We start from the raw sequence: 19,517 nt of genomic DNA, 5'->3' as shown, positions 1-19,517 counted from the left end.
CCAACGGGACCCGGCGCCTCCGCGCCAGTCCACGAAACAGGCGACGGCCGCTGCGCCGCAGCCGCTAAATCTTCAGCCGCTGCAGCACCTTCGGCCCCGCGATCGCAATCAGCGCGCAGCACACCGCGACCACGGACAGTCCGATCGACAGATTCGTCACCTGCGCCACCGCGCCGATCAGGACCGGCCCAAACAGCATCCCGAAGTAAGCCAGCCCGGCGACGTGCGCGAGCCCTTCGGCAGCGTGGATGCCTTTCACGCTCGCAGCGGCCGCGAACAGCACCGGCATCATATTGGCGAGGCCCAAGCCCATCAGCGTGAAGCCGGTCAGCGCCGCGACTGGCGTCGGCACCAACAGCGCGCCGATCATGCCGGCGAGCGCAAGCGTCGCGCTGGCCATCACCAGTTGCGGAGCGCCGAAGCGCGCGCGCACCGCGTCCCCGGCAAAACGCGCGGCTGCCATGCCGCCCGAAAACGCGGCATACGCGGCGCTCGCGGCCGCCGGCGAAGAGAGGACGACATCGCGCATATAGACGGTCGCCCAGTCGTACATCGCGCCCTCGGCGATCAGCGCGACGAGCGCGACCGTGCCGAGCGCCCACAACGCGGGCGAGCGCCAGCGGTTCGCACGCGGCGTCGCCGAGTCGGGATGTTCGTCGTGCGGCACGTGCGGCAACACGGAAGGGCAGGCCGCGATCAGCACGAGCGCGCTGACGGCCGCGGCCAAGCCGAGATGCACGGCCGGCGCCATCCCATGCGCGAGCAGCGCGCCGCCGACAGCCGCGCCGACCATCCCGCCGACGCTGAACATGCCGTGCAACGACGACATGATCGGCTTGCGCAGCGCCTTTTCGACGGCGCTCGCTTCGGCGTTCATCGCGACGTCGAGCGTGGCCATGCCCGCGCCGAACAGGGCCAGCACGACCAGCAGCATCCAGTAAAACGGCACCACGAGGATCAACGCGACGCAGACCGACATCACGAGCCCGCCGGTGAGGCAGGCGCGGCGCGTGCCGGCGCGCGCAATCCACGACGCGTTCGCGGCCATCGCGCCGATCGAGCCGCCGGCAACCGCGAGAAGCGCGACCGACAGCAAGGCGGGACTGAGGTGGAAGCGGTCGCGCACGGTCGGCACATGCACGCCCCACGAGCCGTACACCATGCCGGCGATGAAAAACAGCGCCATCGTTGCGATGCGCGCTCGCTGACGCGCGGTGTCGGACAGGTTCCGGTGAGCGGCGGGGATGGCGGCGAAGTCGGTGGAGCGATCGGACACGGGAGTCTCGTGAGGAGGAAGATGCGGAAGAAAGCGCACTGAAAGCGAATTTCCGATTCTAACGAAGGGCGCTGTCTTATGCTTGAACCCACGGAATTGCGCTTTTGCTGGATTCGTCGCGCATTGGCAGACGGTTCGCGGATGTGCGCGCCCAGCGACTCACGAATCCGCGAATCCACGAGGTGCATGCAATATATATAGGCGGGCAGCCGGCATTGCACGCCACGCCAATCCGCGTATCAACGGACGCCAAGAATTCGCTCATCGACGAAAGGAAGACACTTGAACATTCCCGCACAAGCTCCATTGCACCTGTTGCATACCGCCGCGGTCGGCACGCTGGCGACGCATGCACGCCAGCCCGAAGGCTTCCCTTATCCGTCGGTGCTGCCGTTTGCGCCTGATGAACAGCATCGGCCGACGATTCTGGTGAGCCGGCTCGCCGAGCACACGCATAACCTGCACGCCGATCCGCGTGCCGGCTTCCTCGTCGTCGATGCGCCGGACGGCGACGTGCTCAACGGTCAGCGCGTCACGTTGCTCGGCACTTTCGAACCGGTCGACCCGGCACCGGAACTCGTCGCGCGGTATCTGCGCTATCACCCAGACGCGGAGCGCTACCTCGTCCTCGGCGACTTCACGTTCTGGACGATGAAGCTCGACCGCCTCCGTTATATCGGCGGATTCGGCGCGATGGGCTGGCTGGGCGGCGATGAACTCGACCCGCTGCCGGTGCTCGGGCACGACGAGGAAGACGCGCTGATTGGCGAATTCGCCGACGCACTGTCCGACGCCTGCGGCTACCGGCTAATCGGCGTCGACAGATATGGCGTCGATTTGCGGCAAAACGGTCTGCGCAAACGTTTCGCATTCGAAAGCGCGAAGCTGGACATGGAAACATTGCGTGCGGCGCTAGAAGATTGCATTCGACGGCGGGCCAATTAGGCGTTTATTGCCTATTCGGGAAAACCTTATCGCCGAAAACGGTAGGCCCAAAGTGCTTCAAATATGTGCCGACATTTCATGTCGAAGCTCTCATGCAATGAAATGTTTGCTTGCGGAAACTGTCTTAATTTTCATGCGCTGATAATTAATCCCATATTTACCGATTCGCGCGACGCTTTGTCTGCAAAAAACGCGGAGTGGCTAAATGAAAGCTGACGCGTGACAGCGCCTCGCCGCGAAAGTTTTTGAAACGGACAAGTATTAGTTTTACGCGGACGCGTTTGTAGTCTTTCTATTTTGTGTTAATCTCGCGTTCAAATTCCGAGGCATGAACACCTTCAAAGGGCAAGCCGGCTTAAGACTGGCAGTCGTTAATCCAAACCACAAGGGAACCTATGTCTTCCTACAAGGAACTACTCGCGCAGCGAGAGAAGCTGGAAAAGCAGATCGAAGAGGCGAAGTCGCGCGAATACGCGGAAGTGCTGAACGAAATCAAACAGAAAATGGCCGACTACGGCATTTCGCTGAGCGAACTCGGCGGCGGGCGCGCGCCCAAGGGTGCAAAAGCCGCTCGTCCGCGTGCCGGCGTTGCGCCTAAATATCGTGACCCGGAAAGCGGCAGCACGTGGTCGGGCCGCGGCAAACCGCCGCGCTGGATTGCGGGCATGGATCGCGACAAGTTTCTCATTCAGAAGTAATCAGGCGCCAGGCTTACTGAGTGCTTGCCCGGAATTAATCAGGTGTAATGCCTCTCGCATGTGTAGCATTAACGTAATACGAATGAGGCTCGCGTCGCGAGTGCGCTGGACTCATTCACTAAGGCCGCGCAGTTTCCAGGCGCGGCTTTTTTGTCGTCCGTTCAAATCGTGTGTGTGCTACGCGCACTGCCGCTTCGCGCAATTCGAATGCGAATGCTTTTCGTTTTCATAAGCGATTGATTCTAAAAGATGTTTGTTGGCGTGGGCGCTCATTCTTAAGACCGGACGGGTAGAATGGAGGGGTTGAACACCCACCGCTTCCATGATGCCTTCCGCCGCCATTGAGTCCGCTGAAAAACACCGCGTCGCGCGCAAAAGTACGTTTGTCAGTATTGCGCTGAATACGGTATTGATGGCGCTGCAAATCGCCGTCGGTGTGTTCGCGCACTCGCAGGCATTGGTGGCTGACGGCATCCATTCTCTCGCCGACCTCATTTCCGATTTTGTCGTGCTGTTTGCCAATCGGCACAGCGGCGCAAAGCCGGATGCCGATCACAATTACGGCCATAGCCGTTACGAAACGGTCGCATCGCTCTTTCTCGGCGCGCTGCTGATTGCGGTCGGCTTCGGCATGTTATGGCGTGCCGGTACGCGTCTCGCCGATCTCGAGAGCATCCCCGCCGTTCATCTGAGCGCGCTTATCGTGGCCGTGCTCGTCCTCGTCTCCAAAGAGGGACTGTTTCGCTACATGCTGCGGGAAGCTCAGCGCGTGCGTTCGGCCATGCTGATCGCGAATGCGTGGCATGCGCGCTCGGACGCGGCGTCGTCGCTGGTGGTTGCGCTCGGTATTCTCGGCAGCCTTGCGGGCGTGCGGCTGCTCGATCCGATCGCGGCGGCGATCGTCGGTTTCATGGTGGCGCGCATGGGCTGGATGTTCGGATGGGACGCGCTGCAGGATCTGTCCGACCGCGCACTCGACGATGCCGCCACCGCCGACATGCGCGCGCTGCTGCTGTCCACGCCAGGCGTGCGCGACGTCCACGAATTACGCACGCGGAAAATGGGAGATTTCGCGCTTGTCGACGCGCACATTCTGGTCGATCCGCTCATCTCGGTTTCCGAGGGGCACTACATCGCGGAGACTGCGCGCCTGCGCGTGCTGAACGACAGCCGCGTGCTGGACGCGCTGATTCACGTCGATCCCGAGAACGATGCCGTCGCGCATCCGCCCGTCGGTTTGCCGCCGCGCGAGCGGATCGTCGCGGACGTCAACGCGGCATTGGCCGCCGGCGGCGTGAAGGCGGCCGCGGTCAACATTCATTATCTGAGCACGGGGCTCGACGTCGAAGTCGTGCTGCCGGCGCTGCCTTCGCATGGGTCCGGCAAGGGCGACGCAGAGGGGCTCCAGCGCGTGGATCTCGCCGCGCTCAAGCGCCGGCTCGGTGCGCGCAAGCTGGAGGTGTTACGCGAGGTGAGCACGCCGTCGACGCAAAGCGGTTCGTCCACGCAGGCGGGCGCTACGGGCCATGGTCGTCGCCGTACCACAGTGCCGCACGGCACTAACTGAGGCTTGAGAGCAACGCAACGCGCGGCGGGCCGCGTCGCCATGCCGAACGGGCGCTCTTGATGGATTGCGGCGGCTCGCCGGCGCATCATCGGCGGATTGCGGACCATCAGGCGCATCGCACGTGCACCTCTCACACACCGACGCGCATCAAACCCCATCGAAGCGAAGCGCATCAAAGCGCATCGAAGTGCGCCAAAACACGCCACCCCCTCAAAGCGGCAACTGCGTATCGAACTTGATCTCGCGCAGCACGACGCTCGTGCGCACTTGCGCCACCGCGGGAATCTTGAAGATGCGTTCGTGCAGAAACGTGTCGTACGCCTTGATGTCCGGCGCGACGATCTTGAGGATGTAATCGGACTCGCCGGTCGTGCTGTAGCACTCGGTGACTTCGGGGCAGGTGGCGATCTCCCGCTCGAACTGTTCGACGCCGCCTTCGGTGTGACGCGTGAGGTGAATGTGCGCGAGCGCGCACACGTGCAGCCCCAGTTTTTCGCGATCCAGCAGCGCGGTGTAGCGCTGGATCACGCCCGACTGCTCCATGTCCTTGATGCGCCGCCAGCATGGCGTGCTCGACAGGCCGACCTGATCGGATATTTCCTGCACCGAACGGCGTGCATCTAACTGCAAAAGGCGCAGAATTTTTTGAGAGAACGTATCGAGTGTCAACTGCGCCTCCGTTTGCGTCGCCGTATCACCGCATGGTAGAGGGCGCGAAAACGAAACGCAATGCAAAACGCCTCCAGCGAGGGAGATTACCTAATTTGCCGGTTCCTCAGCGGGATTTTGTCCTGAGGCGTCCCCTTCTTGCGCCGACGCAAGGCTGGCGGCCTGCATCGTGCGCAGATCCTTCAGCATGTTGCAGAAAAGCGCGCCCTGTTCGATGGCGTCATCGAGCGCGACGTGCGTGTGCGGATGCTCGTCGAACCAGTGTTTCGGAAAGCGCGGTTTGATGTTCCTGCGATACGGCAGGCCGGTCATCGCGAAGGCGAGCGTCTTGATGTCGAGCGCCGACCACGAAAACGGGCAGCGGCCGACAAAGCGCATCATGTACCAGAACATGTACGTAAAGTCGAAGCCGGCGGGCATGGCGACGAACACCGGCTTGCCGGGCAGCGCCTCGACCCAGTCGACGTAGGCCGCGAGCGCCGCGTCCGGACGCTGCAAGTCGGTGCGGCAGGCCGCCCACGCCTCGGGCTGCGTCTTCCACCACGCCTCCTGCACCGGATGCGGCGCGGCGCCGTCGAGCAATTCCAGATTGGCGGAGAACGTGGCGATCAGCTGCTTGTCCTCCGTGTAGGCGGCCGAGGCGAAACTCAGCATGGAATGCGGGCCGGGAATCGGGCCGTCCGCTTCGACGTCGGTACTGACATAGATTTCGCTGCTCATGCGGCGACTCCGTCGGCGACATAGGGATTGCTGCGACGCTCCGCGCCGAACGTCGACGTGGGACCGTGGCCCGGCACGAACGTGACGTCGTCGCCGAGCGGCCAGAGTTTTTCGCGGATCGAGCGGATCAGATCGGCGTGGTTGCCGCGCGGAAAATCCGTGCGGCCGATGGAGCCCGCGAACAGCACGTCGCCGACCAGCGCGAGCCGATGCGCGCGGCTGAAGAACACGACGTGGCCCGGCGTGTGGCCCGGGCAGTGATAGACCTCGAGCGTTTCATCGCCGAACTGCACGGTGTCGCCGTCGTCGAGCCAACGGTCGGGCTCGAACGCCTGCGCAGCCGGAAAGCCGAAGCGCATGCTTTGATCCGGCAGCTTGTCGAGCCAGAAACGTTCGTCCGGATGCGGGCCTTCGATCGGCACGCCGTAATGCGTGGCCAGCGTCTTCGCGCCGGCGCAGTGGTCGATATGACCATGCGTCAGCAGCACTTTTTCGACGCTCACCTTCTGCCGCGCGATCTCGCCTTGAATGACGTCGAGGTCGCCGCCCGGATCGACGACGGCCGCGCGTCCGGTCGCCTCGCAAACGAGCAGCGAGCTGTTTTGCTGGAACGGCGTAACGGGGATCAAGGTGACTTTCATGGATGACGGCGCCGCGGTGAAAACGTTGATTGTACCGGCGTCTTTCCGGCGCGCGCCGAGGCTTGTCGCCTCCCCGCAAACGCCGCGCCTGCGGCTTTTGTCTGTCGATTCTTGCAGCAATGGTGAAGATTCATCAAGGTTTTCAGTCGCTTAGCAACGCAGACTTCTGTTTTGGGTATAATGGACCCGATGCACGAGGAATCGTGCTGCCACAAGGCGATGCGTCCCCATCAAAAATGGGCGCGCGGATCGCCACTCAAGTAAGGGCCGTCGCGGTATGACGGCCATCAGGTATCGATGCATTCGATGCACACGTCTTGCCCAGCCAGGCGCCGCGCGCCTGCTACGACTTTAACGGTCGTGACGCTGGGTGGGGCCTACGCCGCCGTTCCTGCGCGCTGAACTTTCGCGCGCAAGAACGTGTTTGCCACGTTCGATGGCGGCATGTGGGGTCTGGTCAGGCTGCCGGGGACAGGTTGCGCCAGACGTGAAAATTAACCGTGCGGTAGCGGCTCAGTGAGCTGCATCCGGGCTTCGACGTACTGCGCTCGTCTGCGCGGCGCGTTGTCGTCCTTTGCCGCCGGAGTCGCAGGCAACACGCTCAACTTCGCGTGATGCGGCTCGACAATGTGATTGCACGTCTTATGAAAACTCGGTTATCCCGTAGTCTGGGGACTCTTTTCGCCTTTTTTGTGCTGGCCGGTTGCGCCACGCCGCCGGGGGCCGACAACAGCGTTGCAAACGCTGTGCCGCTCCGCACAAAAAATGCGCAAGCAGCGTCCTTCGGACCGCAAGCCTACGGCAGCGCGCCGGCCTCGGAGGTCGCCGTCCAGGGCTCGTCGCTGGCCGACGCCAAACCGCTCACCGATGACGGCACCGACGTGTCGGACTTTCATCAGATCGGCCGCGCTTCCTGGTACGGCCGCGGTTTCCACGGCCGCCGCACCGCGAATGGCGAACGTTACGACATGCACGCGCTGACTGCCGCGCATCGCACGCTGCCCCTCGGCTCGTATGTGCGCGTGACAAATCCGGCCACGTCGCGCTCGGTCGTCGTGCGAATCAACGACCGCGGTCCTTATGCGCGCGGCCGGGTGATTGATCTGTCGATGGCGGCGGCGAACGTGCTCGATATGCGCCACGCCGGCACGGCGCGCGTGAAGATCGAAGGTTTGACGCAGGAAGAAGCGCGTGCCGCACGCGACGAAACGCTGGCATCGAACTCCGGATCGACGGCGCAGAAATGATTTTGCGGCGGCGCTTTGGGCGCTGCCGGGCATGACGAACAGCCACGCTGCTGTGTGTGTAAATGCAAGAAGGGCCGCTCATCGGTATGAGCGGCCCTTTTGTTTTGCGATGTCTCCCGCTGCGCTTGCGGCGCGGCCGCTTCGCGCGTCAGTCCTCTTCTTTCTTGAGCTCGAGCGCGCGCGTGTACAACGCGTTGCGCGATGCGCCGGTGATCGTCGCCGCGATTTTGGCCGCGCTGCTCACGGTCAATTCTTCCAGCAGCGTTTCGAGCAACGCGTCGTGATCGTGTTCGCCGGCCGCTTCCTGCTGCGCACCTTCCACCACAAGTACGAATTCCCCGCGTTGCCGGTTCGGATCGGCGGCGAGCCACGTTGGCCCTTCGGCCAGGGTGCCGCAATGCAGCGCTTCGTGTAACTTCGTCAGTTCTCGCGCGATCAGCAGCTTGCGCTTGCCGCCCAGCGCATCGGCCAGCGCCTGCACCGTTTCGACGATGCGATGCGGCGCTTCATAGAAGACCAGCGCATGCGGATGATGGGCGAGCCCCTGAAGTGTGGCGGCGCGCGCTTTGGCTTTCGGCGGAAGAAAGCCGAGGAACGAGAACGTCGCGACCCAGTCGCCCGCCGCGCTCAGCGCGGTTGCAAGCGCGCTTGCGCCCGGCAGCGGAACGACTGCAAAGCCCGCTTCGCGCGCTGCATCGACGAGTTTCGCTCCTGGGTCCGAGATGCCGGGCGTGCCTGCGTCGGACACATAGGCCACGCGCTCGCCCGCCTGCAAATGTTCGACGATGCGTTGCGCCGCCGCTCGCTCGTTGTGCTGATGGACCGCGATGAGCGGCTTCGAGATGCCATAGCGCGCGAGCAACTGACCCGTGTTGCGCGTGTCTTCCGCGGCGATGCGGTCGACAAGACCTAGCACATGCAGCGCGCGCAGCGTGATGTCGGCGACGTTGCCGATCGGCGTGGCCACCACATACAGCGCGGCGGCAGGGTACTGCTGTCCTTGCGCGAGTTCGGAGAGAGAAGTCATGAGGCAGAAAACGCAGACGGACGGAATGAGGCCGTCATTGTGCCACGCAGGGGCACCAGGTCCTGGCGGCGTGCGTGCTCGGAGCGCGTCTCGCTCGAAGCAGGAGCCCGAGCCCGAGCACGAGCACGAGCACGAGCACGAGCCTAGGCCGAAAGCGTATGGAGCCATGCCTCACAACTTTTCCACACAAGCCGGGTCCAAGCTCGTCGGCGCCGCTTTCGAAGCACGCGCACAGGAGTTTCTGCAGCGCCAGCGTTTGCGGTTGGTCGCGCGCAATGTGTCGTGCCGCGGCGGCGAAATCGATCTGGTCATGCGCGAGCGCGATGGCGCATTGGTCTTCGTCGAAGTCCGGGCGCGCGCTCAACGCAAGTATGGCGGCGCGGCGGCGAGCATCGGGTGGCAGAAGCGGCAGCGAATCGTGCGCGCCGCGCAGCATTACCTCGCGACGCAGGTGTCGCAGCAAGGCGCCCAGCCCGCTTGCCGCTTCGACGTGATTGCCTTCGAAGCGGGGCGGCTCGTGTGGCTGCGCGATGCTTTCCGCGCCGACGAAGTCTGATGCAATGCGCGGACAACGCGTGTTAGTGCGATAAACTTGCGCTCGCGTGCGAGCTACGGGGCGACGGACGACGTGCGGCACAACAGTGCGCCGTGCAGCGCATTTCGCGAGGTGTTTCGGTTCGCGCATGCACGTACCCACGTCATGCGTTGCGTAACACGTTTACCGCAGCGGCACGGCAGGCTGCACGACTTCATTCATACGACTTCACAACATGGCTGCGCATTGCGGCCCACTCGCGGTAGAAGATAGAGACTCGATGTCAGTCGAACGCATTCAACAACACTTCCGCGATAGCGCGGCAGTCAAACTCGAAGCCCTGGAAACCTTGTCGATGCCGATCGCTGCAGCGATCGACACGATGTTCGCCGCGCTTGCCAACGGCAATCGCATTCTTTCTTGCGGCAATGGCGGCTCGGCTGCCGACGCGCAACATTTCGCCGCGGAACTGATCGGCCGCTTCGAGCGCGAGCGGCCCGGCTTGCCGGCCGTCGCGCTCAGCACCGATACGTCCGTGCTTACCGCGATCGCCAACGACTACTCGTTCGAGCAGATTTTCTCGAAGCAGGTATGGGCACTCGGACAGCCGGGCGATGTGTTGCTCGCGATCAGCACGTCCGGCAATTCCGCGAATGTGATCGCCGCGATCGAAGCTGCGCATGAGCGCGAAATGATCGTCGTCGCGCTGAGCGGAAAAGGCGGCGGACGCATGCAGGAAATACTGAGCGATACCGACATCCACGTGTGCGTGCCGTCGGATCGCACCGCGCGTATCCAGGAAGTGCATTTGCTGACCATCCATTGTCTGTGCGACGGCATCGATGCCATGTTGCTGGGCGAAGACTGAGAACGATCCGAAGGAGAGCTAGTTGATGAGCGTATTCCGCGTCAAGAAGACACTGGTGAGAACCGTGCTGGTGGTGGGTTTTGCGGCGGGGTTGTCCGCGACGTTGCAGGGTTGCTTTCTCGCCGTTGCGGGCGCGGCGGGCGGCGGCGCGTTGATGGCGACCGACCGGCGCACGCTCGGCGCGCAGACCGAAGACCGCGAGATTCAGGTGAAGGCGCTTTCGCAGACGAGCCAGAACCTGCCGGACTCGGCGCACGTCAACGTGACGGTGTTCAATCGCCGCGTGCTGCTGACCGGCGAAGTCGCGGGGGACGCGTCGAAGCAGCGCGCAGAGAGCATCGTGCGCGGACTGAACAACGTGAATACAATCGTCAACGAACTGGCGATCATGCCCGCGAGTTCGTTCTCGTCGCGCACGAACGACACGTATCTCGAGACGCGCGTGAAAACGGCGCTGATCGCCGAGAAGGATATTTCGGCGAACGATTTCAAGGTCGTGGCCGAGCGCGGTTCGGTGTATCTGATGGGCCTCGTCACGATGGATGAAGGCAATCGCGGCGCGGACGTCGCGAGCCGGGTGCCGGGGGTGACGCAGGTCGTGAAGGTGTTCCAGTACATCCAGCCGCAGGAGGCTGCGGCGGCGGCCGCTGCTGCGGCAACGGCGCCGGTCGCCGCGTCGCAGCCCGACGCGAGCGCGGCGACGGTGGGCGCGATTCCGGATTCGTCGGTGAGCGCGCGGCCGCTTGAGCAGCAGGCGCCGGCGCCGGTCACGAATTCGAACGCGGTGCATCCGGGCAATCCGAAGGCGCCGCAATGATGCGTGGGGTTGCCGGTGTTTTTATGGCGTTGATGGCGGGCTCGGTGGCGCTTGTGTTTGCATCTCAAGCGTTTGCCGCCGATGTACCCGCTGGTCAGCGTGTCGCTAATGCGAATGCGTGCATGGGCTGCCATGCGGTGGATCGCAAGCTCGTCGGTCCGTCGTTCCAGCAGATCGCCGCCCGGTACAAGGGCGATGCGCAGGCGGCCGGAAAATTGGCGCGCAAAGTGAAGGACGGCGGCTCGGGCGTGTGGGGCATGATTCCCATGCCGGCGCATCAGTCGATGAGCGATGCTGACGTCCGTACGGTGGTTGGTTGGGTGCTTGCTGGGGCGCCGTCGAAGTGAGGTTTTGTGGTCCGTTGCGGCTTGGCAAAACCGAAAAGGGCTGTGCTAGAATTGTTTCGATAGTGGGGGGGTAGCTCAGCTGGGAGAGCGTCGCGTTCGCAATGCGAAGGTCGGGAGTTCGATCCTCCTCCTCTCCACCAATAAATCAAAGGGTTACAGGCGTTTTGCCTGTAACCCTTTTCTGTTTCTGGCGTCCGTGTAACCGCTGTGTAACCGGATTGGCTCCCAGTCAATCCCATCTCGATCCACCCCACCGTCGCCTGATCGTTCGTTCTGGCCCTAAGCGGTAGAATTGCTCGACACGATTCATATCGTAGGAGGAAGCTGGTATGCCAGAGCCAACGCCGCAAGAGCGCCTTGCCGCTATGAGGCGGCTTTATGCCGTTTTGAAGCGGTACCTTGACCGTCCAGCCTGGACGCCGGCAGAAGGCGCTTTGATTCTGTCTGGCCTGTGCCCACCAACGGGCTGCACGGAACTGCCTCGAACGGCGACTGGCCTTGATGATCGGCCGTATGAAGGCGATGTCATTGATCGAATGATCAAGGCTCGCGACATCATGAGGACGTGGGACTGGCACTGCGAAGACTATGCCGAGAAGGGCGCTGTCGCGCCGAATCAGGTTGAGCCTTGTGATTTCATCCAGTGGTGCGTGGATACCGATATTGAGACGGATTGGATGCGCCTGATTCTTGACGTCATTCACGGCGGCGAGGCGCAGACAGATCGGCCAGAGTTAATCCCGCTTGCGGTGCTCGACTACGCGAGTCAGGCAGAAGAAACGCTGGGCGTGATCCATGCCGCCCTTGCGGGGCGAGACGATCGAGGTGCAGCGTTAGGCACGCCAGTTGCCCGGCCTGCGGAAAAAACTCCGCGGGTTACGGCGGGGCCAATGCCGATTCCGGTAAACCGCGATCACGTATCCACGGAAGAGTTGGCGGCCATTCTGGCGGTCAATCCGCAATCCATTCGAAAGCGTTACTCGTCGGATGGTAGCTATCACGGTATCAGGCCGAGGAAGCTTCCAAATCGGCGATTGCTGTGGCCGGTATTCGCCGAGGGTCACCCCGACGTCGAAGGGGGAGTGCAGCCCTCGAAGTGCGCCGTGCTTGGGCGTACGCGCTTCGCGCTCCTGTCGATCGAGGCAGAGTTCAAGGAGCGCGGGATCGACTTTGTCAAGCGCCTCTCAGGCAATCATGAAAACGAGTCCGAGCTGGTCGAGGACTTTCTCGTCGCGCTTCGGATCCTCGCTAATCCGAAGGACCGGCTTCATTTGGCGACGCTCACCAAGCGTTGGCGCCTACCCGAGAGCCATGTGTCGGGAGACTTCGTCGCGAACTTGACGACGCTGGCCGCGAGCTCGAATGACCCGAAGTGCGCAGCAGTGCGCGATGCCATCGCAGCGGCCGCCAAGAATTCGGCTCGGGTGAACCTTATGCCGGCGTTGGACGTGCTAAAAGCATATGCGGACACGCTGGAGGAGGCAGAGCGGCTTCCGATTTACGAGGATGTCGCGGTTTTGAGCCGAGAGTGGGATCAATTTCTTCGCACGGCGACTGGCTCCAAGAACTTGGCTGGATTCATCAGCAGCAAGGCCTTGGGCGGAACGCAGAAGGCGTCCCGTGACGGAGTAGCGCTTCTAACTGTGCATTCCTCGAAAGGACTGGAGTTCGACGTCGTGTTCATGGCCGGAATGGCCGACGGCGTGTTTCCGGATTACCGCGCCACCGGTCCCAAAGAGCGTGCAGAGGAGACTCGCAACGCATTTGTTGCGGCCACTCGTTCGAGGCGGCTGCTATACCTGACTTATCCCGCGTCACGTTTGATGCCATGGGGAGACGAACGTAGGCAGCGGCCATCGCCTTTCCTCAACGGCGTGCAACGTTAAGCGCCCGCGTTCCGCCTAGCCGTCTGTTCACCATTGTGCTGCGCCTTCCCGACCGATGGGAAGGCGCCCGTCCATGACGCGCTGCAATTGAGTGGAGCGACTGGTGTTACGTCTCGGGCCAGAGGGGAAGTCGAGGCCCGCGCTTTTCGAGTGGAAACGACGGGCTAGACGGCGGTCGGCGTGCTCCTTGCAATTGTCCTTTCCGTCTTCCGCAGGCAAAAAAAAGCGGCATATGCGAGAAGAGTGGGCGTCACGCCCACTCTTCCGTTCGATAGCGAGCGGTGGCTTACATCGGAGCAATGTTGTACTTCGCCATGATCCGTTCAAGCTCGTTGTTACGCTCGCTGGACATGTTGTAGTAGCACCCCTTATCCGAGCACTGGCTTTCGAGCTTGCTGGTCCACTTCATGCGCGATTTCAAAACGTTCTCCTTTTCGGAGTCAGGAACACGGCTGGAGTCCAGGAGTCGCTGGGTGTCACCTTTCACGCGCAGCATACTGCCTCTGAGACCTTTTTCGAGACACTGGTCTCACTCATGCTGGTTGCGTTTCAGAATGCAGATATCGCTGGCGCGAAACTGAGCGTGAGCTGGGTGGCGAACGTCGAGAGTGCGAGGATGACTACAGTGGCGGAGTTCCAACGTCAAAAGCAGAACGAGGCTTTAACTCTGCTTGGCCTTGGCCCATTGTTCTTTTGGGCTGTCAGTCAAAAGTGATGTCCAGCTGTCCGCTCAATCCCCAAAGCTGCATGCCGTCGACGCGGTGAATACTTCCACCAGCCGACGCAGGGTCGCGTCCAGACAACTCTCTATCTTTTCAGCTTCATTCGGCGGGAGCACACGCCACCTACGCCTCCTGTCATCACGGCGACCTCCGTGTGCTTCGCCGTGTGCACTTGCTGCGTATTTCGGATGAACGTGACCGGCCGTTTCGGGATCGTGACCGGCGATTTCGGCAACGTGGCCGGTCATTTCGGGAACGTGACCGAGCGGACCGGACGGCAGGATTGGCGTTGCGCATGACATCAACCACGCGGGCTATGCTCGCCGGCTTTGGCCGGAGAGAGCATGCCCGCGCACCGGATGAACATGCGCATGATCAAGGACGTTTTACGACTTAAATTCGACGGTGACTTTGGATACACCGCCTTCGGCGATCGGTGGATTGTTGACTTCGATGTTGCCGCCGCTATATGCGCTCTTTAGCGGCTTTGAACTCGGTTCGAAGACAATTGAAGATCTGTCCGCGCAGCTGGTAGAACGCAGAGCACAGGTCTAGGCAAAGCGGCACCAAGACGTTTCGCCTGCCGCTCAATGTTGGTTGTGCGGCGGCCAAGAATGCAGACGATGTGACGCCTTACAGCAGTAGTTGAATAGCGACGGCTCGCCGGATGAACCGGGCGTGCCTCGTTACGATGACACGACATCATCCAGGCATTCGATGGTGGTGCTCGACCTGTCCCATTCCGTGATGACCAGGATGCGAGTCCGGTCCGGCAGGCGGTAGATCGAGATTAGCCGCAACCCGGCCGTGATCGATACGTCGTTTTGGCGCTTGTCATCATCGGACACGATGCCCCAGTCACCAGCAATGTGGCGAAGCACGATGCTGATGACCGGCACGCTGTTCGCGCGCAGTTCGGCGAGAGCCGCGGGCGAGACGAGTAGCTTGCCGGGATGAAACAGCGGCTTAAGGCGGGTAACTTGATGCATTGTTTATCTCCTTGAAACAGACGAGCACGCTCCTCCGGCAAAGCCGGATGCATGGCCGTCGAGTGGAGGGGCGCCGGCACAGTGGGCCGGCGCAAAGGTCAGGCGTTACCGTTTTTTGGGCCGAATCACGGGCGTGTCGGGAACCACGTGCGAGGTCGCTCGGTTTGGCGTTTGCGGGTCTGCTCGAAGCTGTACATGGCGACAGATATGCTGATCGCGGTGATCCGGACCGCGACACTGAGCTGCCCAAGTAACGAATCGGGTCGCGGCGGAAGTTCGGCGAAGCCGATTTTGGGCATGGAGTCTCCTGAAAAAAGGGCGAGCACCGGCCTCCGGACGAGCCGGATAGCGGTCGCGAGAAAGGGGAAAGGCCAGACGCTGGATGCGTCCGATGACGATGGAAACTATCGCGCTTCCGATGCAAGCGCGTTCGGATAGTGCCGGGCGAGAATCCGGTTGAGCTGGTCGACCAGATCCGATCGTTTGAACGTCAGGTGCCCGTTGCCATTCTTGAACCAGCGCACGTAGAAGTAGGCATGCTCGGCTTCGGCGCGTCGCGCCCGCAATGCATCGGATACGAGGACATACGCACCATGCCGGTGATCGGGCTCGGGCTTGCCATCCAGCACGCAGAACACGCGGATCAGGTCGTCCAGTTCATCAGTGACTCGGTGATTGGGAGAGCCGGAACTGAGCAGATACCGCACGATGATCCGCTTACTGAACTTGAACGGCTGGTTGGTCTTGTAGTCCCATGACAGCCGTCGGAAGCACTGCAGCACACCGCGTTCGAACATGTCGCCGCGCGTGCCGTAAAGCTGCGCAAACGTGGCTTCAATGTTGGCGGCGGTAAGCTCGGGTACGTCACCGTCGGCGATCTGGGTACTCCATTGCTCGCGCGCCTTCGCATCCATGAAGGTACGCAGGCCCGATTCCGACAGCAAGTAGTTCCAGCCACATGAATCGATCACGCGCACGATGGCGGCCTCCACCTCGTCGCGTTTCGCGAATTCTCCCGTAATGGTTGGTTTGCCGCGGCAGGCGTAGCTGTCGTCGAGCACGAGACGGGGGAAGCCGAGGTGTGCGGTCTTCGCGAGCTGTTCGGCTTCGTTGAGCAGGTCGAGCGCACGACGGACGCGTTCGACGACCGAGACGCGCTGATTGGCGAGATTGGCGATGCTGATGCTTTTGACGAGATCGGTAGTGTCCATGGGTCGAAGTGAAGGAAGCCCGCCGGAACGGGTGCAGAAGCAGGTGGGTCAATGGGCTTGCGGTAGTTGCTCGTGCCGAAGGTCACACGGTCACCGATCCGATGGCCGCTGGTGAGCGCGCAGCGTCCCGATCCGAAGGACTGCACGCACGCCGGCCGATCGTTCGACGGCCGTTCGGTGTAGCCGCCCAGCAGATAAGGCTGGTTGTGACAGGTAGAGGTGTTCACGATGGGGTTCTCCTGCAAAGGGCGAGCACGGCCTTCCGGATGAACCGGAACGGGGCGCAGCCAGGGGGAAACGAAGATCGGACGCAGGACGCGCCCGTGTTATGGCGTTGCGGAAAGTTCAGAAAGCTCACGGCGCAGGGCCGCTGCCCTTGCCTGTGAACAGTTCAGGTGTCGGCGGATGCCAGAGACGGTTGGGCGCAGGCGGCCCGCTTCGATGTCGCGAACCAGCTGGCTCAGGTCGTCCCCGGGTAACGTGTGACTCGGTAACGGTGCCACGGGATCGTCATGCGGCGCGTGACCGTCGGGCATTGTTCCCGTACCGTCCGTTACTGCGTGCTGAGTCACGGCAGTCACGCTCGCGATTGACGCGACTGCTGGCGAAGTCACGGCTGGCACCGGAGCCGGTAACGATGGCGGGCGAAGCGCGACCGTCCACAGCAGGCACGCAACGCCTTCGAGGACGGCGGCAAACCCGAGTCCTAGCAGCAGGTCGATGCGGGCAGGCGTCAAGCCGGGTAACGCGGCGAGTCGCGACGCGATCGGATCGGCGAGTAGCGCGTCACGTCGCACCGTGGCGCGGTCACGGTGCACGTCCTGCCGTCGGATATCGTTGGCTTGCGCCTCCAGCGCGTCGAGTTTGGCGGCGAGCGTGATACGGCGCACATTGAGCCAGCCACAGTTGCGCGAACAGCGTTGTGCTTTGGCCAGCGCGAGTTCATGCGCGATGCTTGCCCGTTCCTCCATGACGGGCGCGAGTATTGGTGGTGAGACGGCAGGACGGTCTGGGTCAGCCGTTACGGTGGCCGCACGGGCCGCCCCCGCATGCTGCTGGGCCAATACGAAAAAGGTTGCGTGGCCTATGCAGGCGGTGACCATGCACGCACCCCATAACACGGCACCTATGAGCCGAACCATGACCGACGCATCTCGCACGATCGCCGGTAACAGGTGGGCACTGACGACGAGCACGACGCCGATTGCGATCCATACGACGCGCTCGGGGAGCGTTCCGCCGCGCTGCCAGCCTGCGAGCACAGACATGCAGAGAGCTGTTCCCGTTGCCGTGACGGCCAGCGGCCAGGCAGGGCGCAATCCGGTCATGCGGCCTTCCCGCTGAGTAACGCCGCGCGCTGCTCGAGTTTGCCTCTCAGGCCGGAGGCAGGCGGCGTGTTGGGCTGGGCATGACTGTCGCGCTGACTGTCCACGCCACCGGATTCGGGCGGGTAGAACTCCTCAGCGACGGCGGCGCGCTCCTCAATACTGTCCTCGAAGGCACCATTGCTGAACCCAGCATGTGCTGCTGCGTCGAGCGCAGCCTGATCAAACCCGGCCAATTTCCGGCGAGCATCCAGCTCGCGCGCGTCGGCAATTGCCGCTTCGAGCGTGCTGCCGGATCGCACGCCAAGATCGACGTAATAGATTGCGCTCCTGTAGCTCTGAGTTGTGGACTTGCCGCGCAGCTTCAGTTCCAGTGGCAGGCAAGCCAGCAGGTTGCCCGATACCGCGTTGAAGTAATGCAGGCGCGCAGCTAAAGCCCGTATGCTGTTATATGACGTCGTTCTAAAGATGAACGAACCCATCTCGTCCTCGTTGCCAATCAGCACGTTGAGCCGGCCATAGGGCTTGCAGGCGCCGCCCTGACCGAACGCACAGCCGTCCGGGGACGGACATGGCAGCTCCGCGATCCCACCGTCACCAGCACGGCGGCAGGTTTCTCCGTTGCCGACGCAGACAGGCCGCCCGTTCTCACGGTCGAAGCATGAATACTCGGCACGTAGGTTCAGGTCGGCGTCATTGAAGAGAAACCGCACGGGAATCGTGCGCAGCTTGCCAGTATTGGCCTTGCGTAATTCGGCGTCGACAGGATGTAAATGCCATCCGTCCCGGCCCTGAACTTGGGTTGTAATCGTGAACTGATCGTCTTTCTCGGGCAGTCGCTTGCCGTTTTTTTCCACGACGCGACCGATGGAGATGCGCCCGATGATGGGCGGCGTGATAGCGAGACCTTTGAGCATGGCAATTCTCCTGAATGTAAACAGAGGGGAATGAAGCGAAGGAAGGGAGCTGCGGGGAATCAGGTGTTCACGAGAAACCGGCGAGAGCCCGGTTTCGTGATGGCGTACTGCGTGGCGAGCTGCGGCTGATCGGCGAGCAGGCGTTTCAGATCGACAACGGTGCCGTCCTTGCTGCGTTTGTAGGAAACCGAGCCCGTCTCAAACTCGGCCCGGTCGGCTTCGCCCATCGCCTGCACGATGCTCTGTTTGAGCTGCGCTTCGACCTGTTGGCGGGCCTCGATTTCGGCACGCATGGCGACGAGATCGGCAAACGTCGCAGACATCTTCCTGTCGCTGGTGAAATCGATCATGCCGCCCGCGCCCGGATAAAGGCAGCGCAGCGCACGATCCGCTGATTCCGAGCCGTCAACGGGCGGCGGGGTATCGGTTTCCACGTAACGCCAGAACGCCGCTTCGAGTTCGACCAGGCGGGCGATGAGTCCGTCGTCACGCTCGATGCGATGCACTTCGAGCTTCTGTCCGCAAATCAGCACGGCGACATCCGCTGCCTGTTTGCCCGTGACCGCGAGCTGGTGCTGAACCTGAAGCTGCACGTATTCCGGCACACCGCCTCGCCAGAGTCGTGCGCCACATTCGCCGGCCGTCTTGCACTCCAACAGTTGGACCTCGTGGCTGCCGATTACCTCGCGATCGACATTGGCGAGCATGAATGGGATGGTCGGATGCTGGAGCACGGCATTGACGCGACGCACGCGATTTCCCGTAGCTTTGGTGTAGGAAGCAGCAACGATCGGTTCCAGAATATGGCCCCAGTACACGGGCTGTGTTGTATCGTCAGCATCCGGCTTCGGCAGCTTGGCATCCCTTCCTGTTTTGATTAGAAAGAGTTCCAGCTGGCTCATGTAGGGCGAGAGCCCGACTGCTGCGGCGGCATCGGACCCGCCGATGCCGTTTTTTCTCACCGCCAGCCAATCGTCACGCGACAGGTCTTTCGTCTCGACAAGCCGTAGCGCTGGCCGATGCCGACCGCGTTCGATTGATTCAGGCAAAGCCATTTCTCACCTCCAGAAAGTGAAAAACCCGGCGGGAGAAATCCCGGCCGGGCTGATA

General features: G+C 62.3%; 20 protein-coding genes and 1 tRNA gene. 10 read left to right on the top strand and 11 right to left on the bottom strand.

Translation table 11 applies throughout. The features are described 5' to 3' along the window. Positions 1 to 64: 64 nt before the first annotated feature. The gene (locus AB6809_RS25080; protein WP_029969505.1) at positions 65 to 1,276 is read right to left on the bottom strand and encodes an MFS transporter; all 1,212 of its coding nucleotides are present in this window, start codon (positions 1,274 to 1,276) and stop codon (positions 65 to 67) included. Positions 1,277 to 1,558: 282 nt separating this feature from the next. On the opposite strand from AB6809_RS25080, the gene AB6809_RS25075 reads away from it, so the two are divergent. From AB6809_RS25075 to AB6809_RS25065, 3 genes are all read left to right on the top strand, one after another. Then, on the top strand, positions 1,559 to 2,221 hold the full coding sequence (locus AB6809_RS25075) for a HugZ family protein (protein WP_029969507.1): 663 nt from the start codon (positions 1,559 to 1,561) through the stop codon (positions 2,219 to 2,221). Positions 2,222 to 2,616: 395 nt separating this feature from the next. After that, positions 2,617 to 2,919 carry an H-NS family nucleoid-associated regulatory protein gene (locus AB6809_RS25070; protein ID WP_006050476.1) on the top strand — a complete coding sequence of 101 codons (303 nt, stop codon included), beginning with the start codon at positions 2,617 to 2,619 and terminating at the stop codon, positions 2,917 to 2,919. A 325-nt stretch (positions 2,920 to 3,244) separates the two neighbouring features. Then, positions 3,245 to 4,486 (top strand): cation diffusion facilitator family transporter, encoded by a 1,242-nt coding sequence (locus tag AB6809_RS25065; protein WP_035570184.1) that lies wholly within the window; start codon positions 3,245 to 3,247, stop codon positions 4,484 to 4,486. 210 nt (positions 4,487 to 4,696) lie between these two features. Here the strand turns inward: AB6809_RS25065 and AB6809_RS25060 are convergent, their stop codons facing one another. The 3 genes from AB6809_RS25060 to AB6809_RS25050 all read right to left on the bottom strand — a co-directional run bounded on the left by AB6809_RS25060 (position 4,697) and on the right by AB6809_RS25050 (position 6,516). Then, positions 4,697 to 5,155, bottom strand: coding sequence for an Lrp/AsnC family transcriptional regulator (locus AB6809_RS25060; protein ID WP_006050474.1), 459 nt, complete (start codon positions 5,153 to 5,155; stop codon positions 4,697 to 4,699). Between the two features lie 90 nt (positions 5,156 to 5,245). Continuing rightward, positions 5,246 to 5,875 carry an exonuclease gene (locus tag AB6809_RS25055; protein WP_029969510.1) on the bottom strand — a complete coding sequence of 210 codons (630 nt, stop codon included), beginning with the start codon at positions 5,873 to 5,875 and terminating at the stop codon, positions 5,246 to 5,248. Next, complete coding sequence (locus AB6809_RS25050; protein WP_029969511.1) at positions 5,872 to 6,516, bottom strand: MBL fold metallo-hydrolase; 645 nt, start codon at positions 6,514 to 6,516, stop codon at positions 5,872 to 5,874. The genes AB6809_RS25055 and AB6809_RS25050 overlap by 4 nt, the downstream gene beginning before the upstream one ends. A 614-nt stretch (positions 6,517 to 7,130) precedes the next feature. Here AB6809_RS25050 and AB6809_RS25045 point away from each other — a divergent pair. After that, entirely contained in the window at positions 7,131 to 7,763 is a 633-nt protein-coding gene (locus AB6809_RS25045; protein WP_029969512.1) for a septal ring lytic transglycosylase RlpA family protein, read from the top strand. Between the two features lie 148 nt (positions 7,764 to 7,911). On the opposite strand, the gene rsmI is transcribed toward AB6809_RS25045, so the two are convergent. Further along, positions 7,912 to 8,790 carry a 16S rRNA (cytidine(1402)-2'-O)-methyltransferase gene (gene rsmI, locus AB6809_RS25040; protein WP_029969513.1) on the bottom strand — a complete coding sequence of 293 codons (879 nt, stop codon included), beginning with the start codon at positions 8,788 to 8,790 and terminating at the stop codon, positions 7,912 to 7,914. A gap of 37 nt (positions 8,791 to 8,827) precedes the next feature. Here rsmI and AB6809_RS25035 point away from each other — a divergent pair, with 37 nt between their 5' ends. From AB6809_RS25035 to AB6809_RS25010, 6 genes are all read left to right on the top strand, one after another. After that, positions 8,828 to 9,346 (top strand): YraN family protein, encoded by a 519-nt coding sequence (locus tag AB6809_RS25035; RefSeq protein ID WP_371027416.1) that lies wholly within the window; start codon positions 8,828 to 8,830, stop codon positions 9,344 to 9,346. Between the two features lie 259 nt (positions 9,347 to 9,605). Then, positions 9,606 to 10,193: a phosphoheptose isomerase gene (locus AB6809_RS25030; protein ID WP_006050468.1), complete on the top strand. Its 588-nt coding sequence runs from the start codon at positions 9,606 to 9,608 to the stop codon at positions 10,191 to 10,193. 25 nt (positions 10,194 to 10,218) lie between these two features. Continuing rightward, on the top strand, positions 10,219 to 11,010 hold the full coding sequence (locus tag AB6809_RS25025) for a BON domain-containing protein (RefSeq protein WP_006050467.1): 792 nt from the start codon (positions 10,219 to 10,221) through the stop codon (positions 11,008 to 11,010). Continuing rightward, entirely contained in the window at positions 11,007 to 11,357 is a 351-nt protein-coding gene (locus AB6809_RS25020; RefSeq protein ID WP_029969516.1) for a c-type cytochrome, read from the top strand. Before AB6809_RS25025 ends, AB6809_RS25020 begins: the two co-directional genes overlap by 4 nt. Positions 11,358 to 11,421: 64 nt before the next feature. Continuing rightward, positions 11,422 to 11,497 (top strand) — tRNA-Ala (locus AB6809_RS25015). A 189-nt stretch (positions 11,498 to 11,686) separates the two neighbouring features. Further along, positions 11,687 to 13,243 carry a 3'-5' exonuclease gene (locus AB6809_RS25010; protein WP_371027392.1) on the top strand — a complete coding sequence of 519 codons (1,557 nt, stop codon included), beginning with the start codon at positions 11,687 to 11,689 and terminating at the stop codon, positions 13,241 to 13,243. A 286-nt stretch (positions 13,244 to 13,529) separates the two neighbouring features. On the opposite strand, the gene AB6809_RS25005 is transcribed toward AB6809_RS25010, so the two are convergent. The 6 genes from AB6809_RS25005 to AB6809_RS24980 form a co-directional block, all read right to left on the bottom strand. Next, positions 13,530 to 13,664 (bottom strand): hypothetical protein, encoded by a 135-nt coding sequence (locus AB6809_RS25005; RefSeq protein WP_371027391.1) that lies wholly within the window; start codon positions 13,662 to 13,664, stop codon positions 13,530 to 13,532. Between the two features lie 987 nt (positions 13,665 to 14,651). After that, a complete protein-coding gene (locus AB6809_RS25000) occupies positions 14,652 to 14,954 on the bottom strand; it encodes a hypothetical protein (RefSeq protein ID WP_371027390.1) in 303 nt (100 codons plus the stop codon). Positions 14,955 to 15,358: 404 nt separating this feature from the next. Next, on the bottom strand, positions 15,359 to 16,165 hold the full coding sequence (locus tag AB6809_RS24995; RefSeq protein ID WP_371027389.1) for a DUF4942 domain-containing protein: 807 nt from the start codon (positions 16,163 to 16,165) through the stop codon (positions 15,359 to 15,361). Between the two features lie 326 nt (positions 16,166 to 16,491). After that, positions 16,492 to 17,493, bottom strand: a complete 1,002-nt coding sequence (locus tag AB6809_RS24990; protein ID WP_371027388.1) for a hypothetical protein — start codon at positions 17,491 to 17,493, stop codon at positions 16,492 to 16,494. Beyond that, positions 17,490 to 18,407, bottom strand: coding sequence for a phage capsid protein (locus AB6809_RS24985; protein ID WP_371027387.1), 918 nt, complete (start codon positions 18,405 to 18,407; stop codon positions 17,490 to 17,492). The genes AB6809_RS24990 and AB6809_RS24985 overlap by 4 nt, the downstream gene beginning before the upstream one ends. Before the next feature lie 59 nt (positions 18,408 to 18,466). Further along, complete coding sequence (locus AB6809_RS24980) at positions 18,467 to 19,462, bottom strand: YqaJ viral recombinase family protein (RefSeq protein WP_371027386.1); 996 nt, start codon at positions 19,460 to 19,462, stop codon at positions 18,467 to 18,469. Between the last annotated feature and the right edge of the window lie 55 nt (positions 19,463 to 19,517).

Source organism: Paraburkholderia sp. RCC_158, assembly GCF_041355255.1.
In the GTDB taxonomy this organism is placed as follows: domain Bacteria; phylum Pseudomonadota; class Gammaproteobacteria; order Burkholderiales; family Burkholderiaceae; genus Paraburkholderia; species Paraburkholderia graminis.
This window is presented reverse-complemented; position numbering and strand designations above follow the sequence as displayed.

Coding starts and splice junctions, on each gene's coding strand:
- AB6809_RS25070 (WP_006050476.1), top strand. CDS start 2,617: ATGTCTTCCTACAAGGAACTACTCGCGCAGCGAGAGAAGCTGGAAAAG.
- AB6809_RS25065 (WP_035570184.1), top strand. CDS start 3,245: ATGCCTTCCGCCGCCATTGAGTCCGCTGAAAAACACCGCGTCGCGCGC.
- AB6809_RS25055 (WP_029969510.1), bottom strand. CDS start 5,875: ATGAGCAGCGAAATCTATGTCAGTACCGACGTCGAAGCGGACGGCCCG.
- AB6809_RS25050 (WP_029969511.1), bottom strand. CDS start 6,516: ATGAAAGTCACCTTGATCCCCGTTACGCCGTTCCAGCAAAACAGCTCG.
- AB6809_RS25045 (WP_029969512.1), top strand. CDS start 7,131: ATGCGGCTCGACAATGTGATTGCACGTCTTATGAAAACTCGGTTATCC.
- rsmI (WP_029969513.1), bottom strand. CDS start 8,790: ATGACTTCTCTCTCCGAACTCGCGCAAGGACAGCAGTACCCTGCCGCC.
- AB6809_RS25030 (WP_006050468.1), top strand. CDS start 9,606: ATGTCAGTCGAACGCATTCAACAACACTTCCGCGATAGCGCGGCAGTC.
- AB6809_RS25025 (WP_006050467.1), top strand. CDS start 10,219: ATGAGCGTATTCCGCGTCAAGAAGACACTGGTGAGAACCGTGCTGGTG.
- AB6809_RS25020 (WP_029969516.1), top strand. CDS start 11,007: ATGATGCGTGGGGTTGCCGGTGTTTTTATGGCGTTGATGGCGGGCTCG.
- AB6809_RS25010 (WP_371027392.1), top strand. CDS start 11,687: ATGCCAGAGCCAACGCCGCAAGAGCGCCTTGCCGCTATGAGGCGGCTT.
- AB6809_RS25000 (WP_371027390.1), bottom strand. CDS start 14,954: ATGCATCAAGTTACCCGCCTTAAGCCGCTGTTTCATCCCGGCAAGCTA.
- AB6809_RS24995 (WP_371027389.1), bottom strand. CDS start 16,165: ATGGACACTACCGATCTCGTCAAAAGCATCAGCATCGCCAATCTCGCC.
- AB6809_RS24990 (WP_371027388.1), bottom strand. CDS start 17,493: ATGACCGGATTGCGCCCTGCCTGGCCGCTGGCCGTCACGGCAACGGGA.
- AB6809_RS24985 (WP_371027387.1), bottom strand. CDS start 18,407: ATGCTCAAAGGTCTCGCTATCACGCCGCCCATCATCGGGCGCATCTCC.
- AB6809_RS24980 (WP_371027386.1), bottom strand. CDS start 19,462: ATGGCTTTGCCTGAATCAATCGAACGCGGTCGGCATCGGCCAGCGCTA.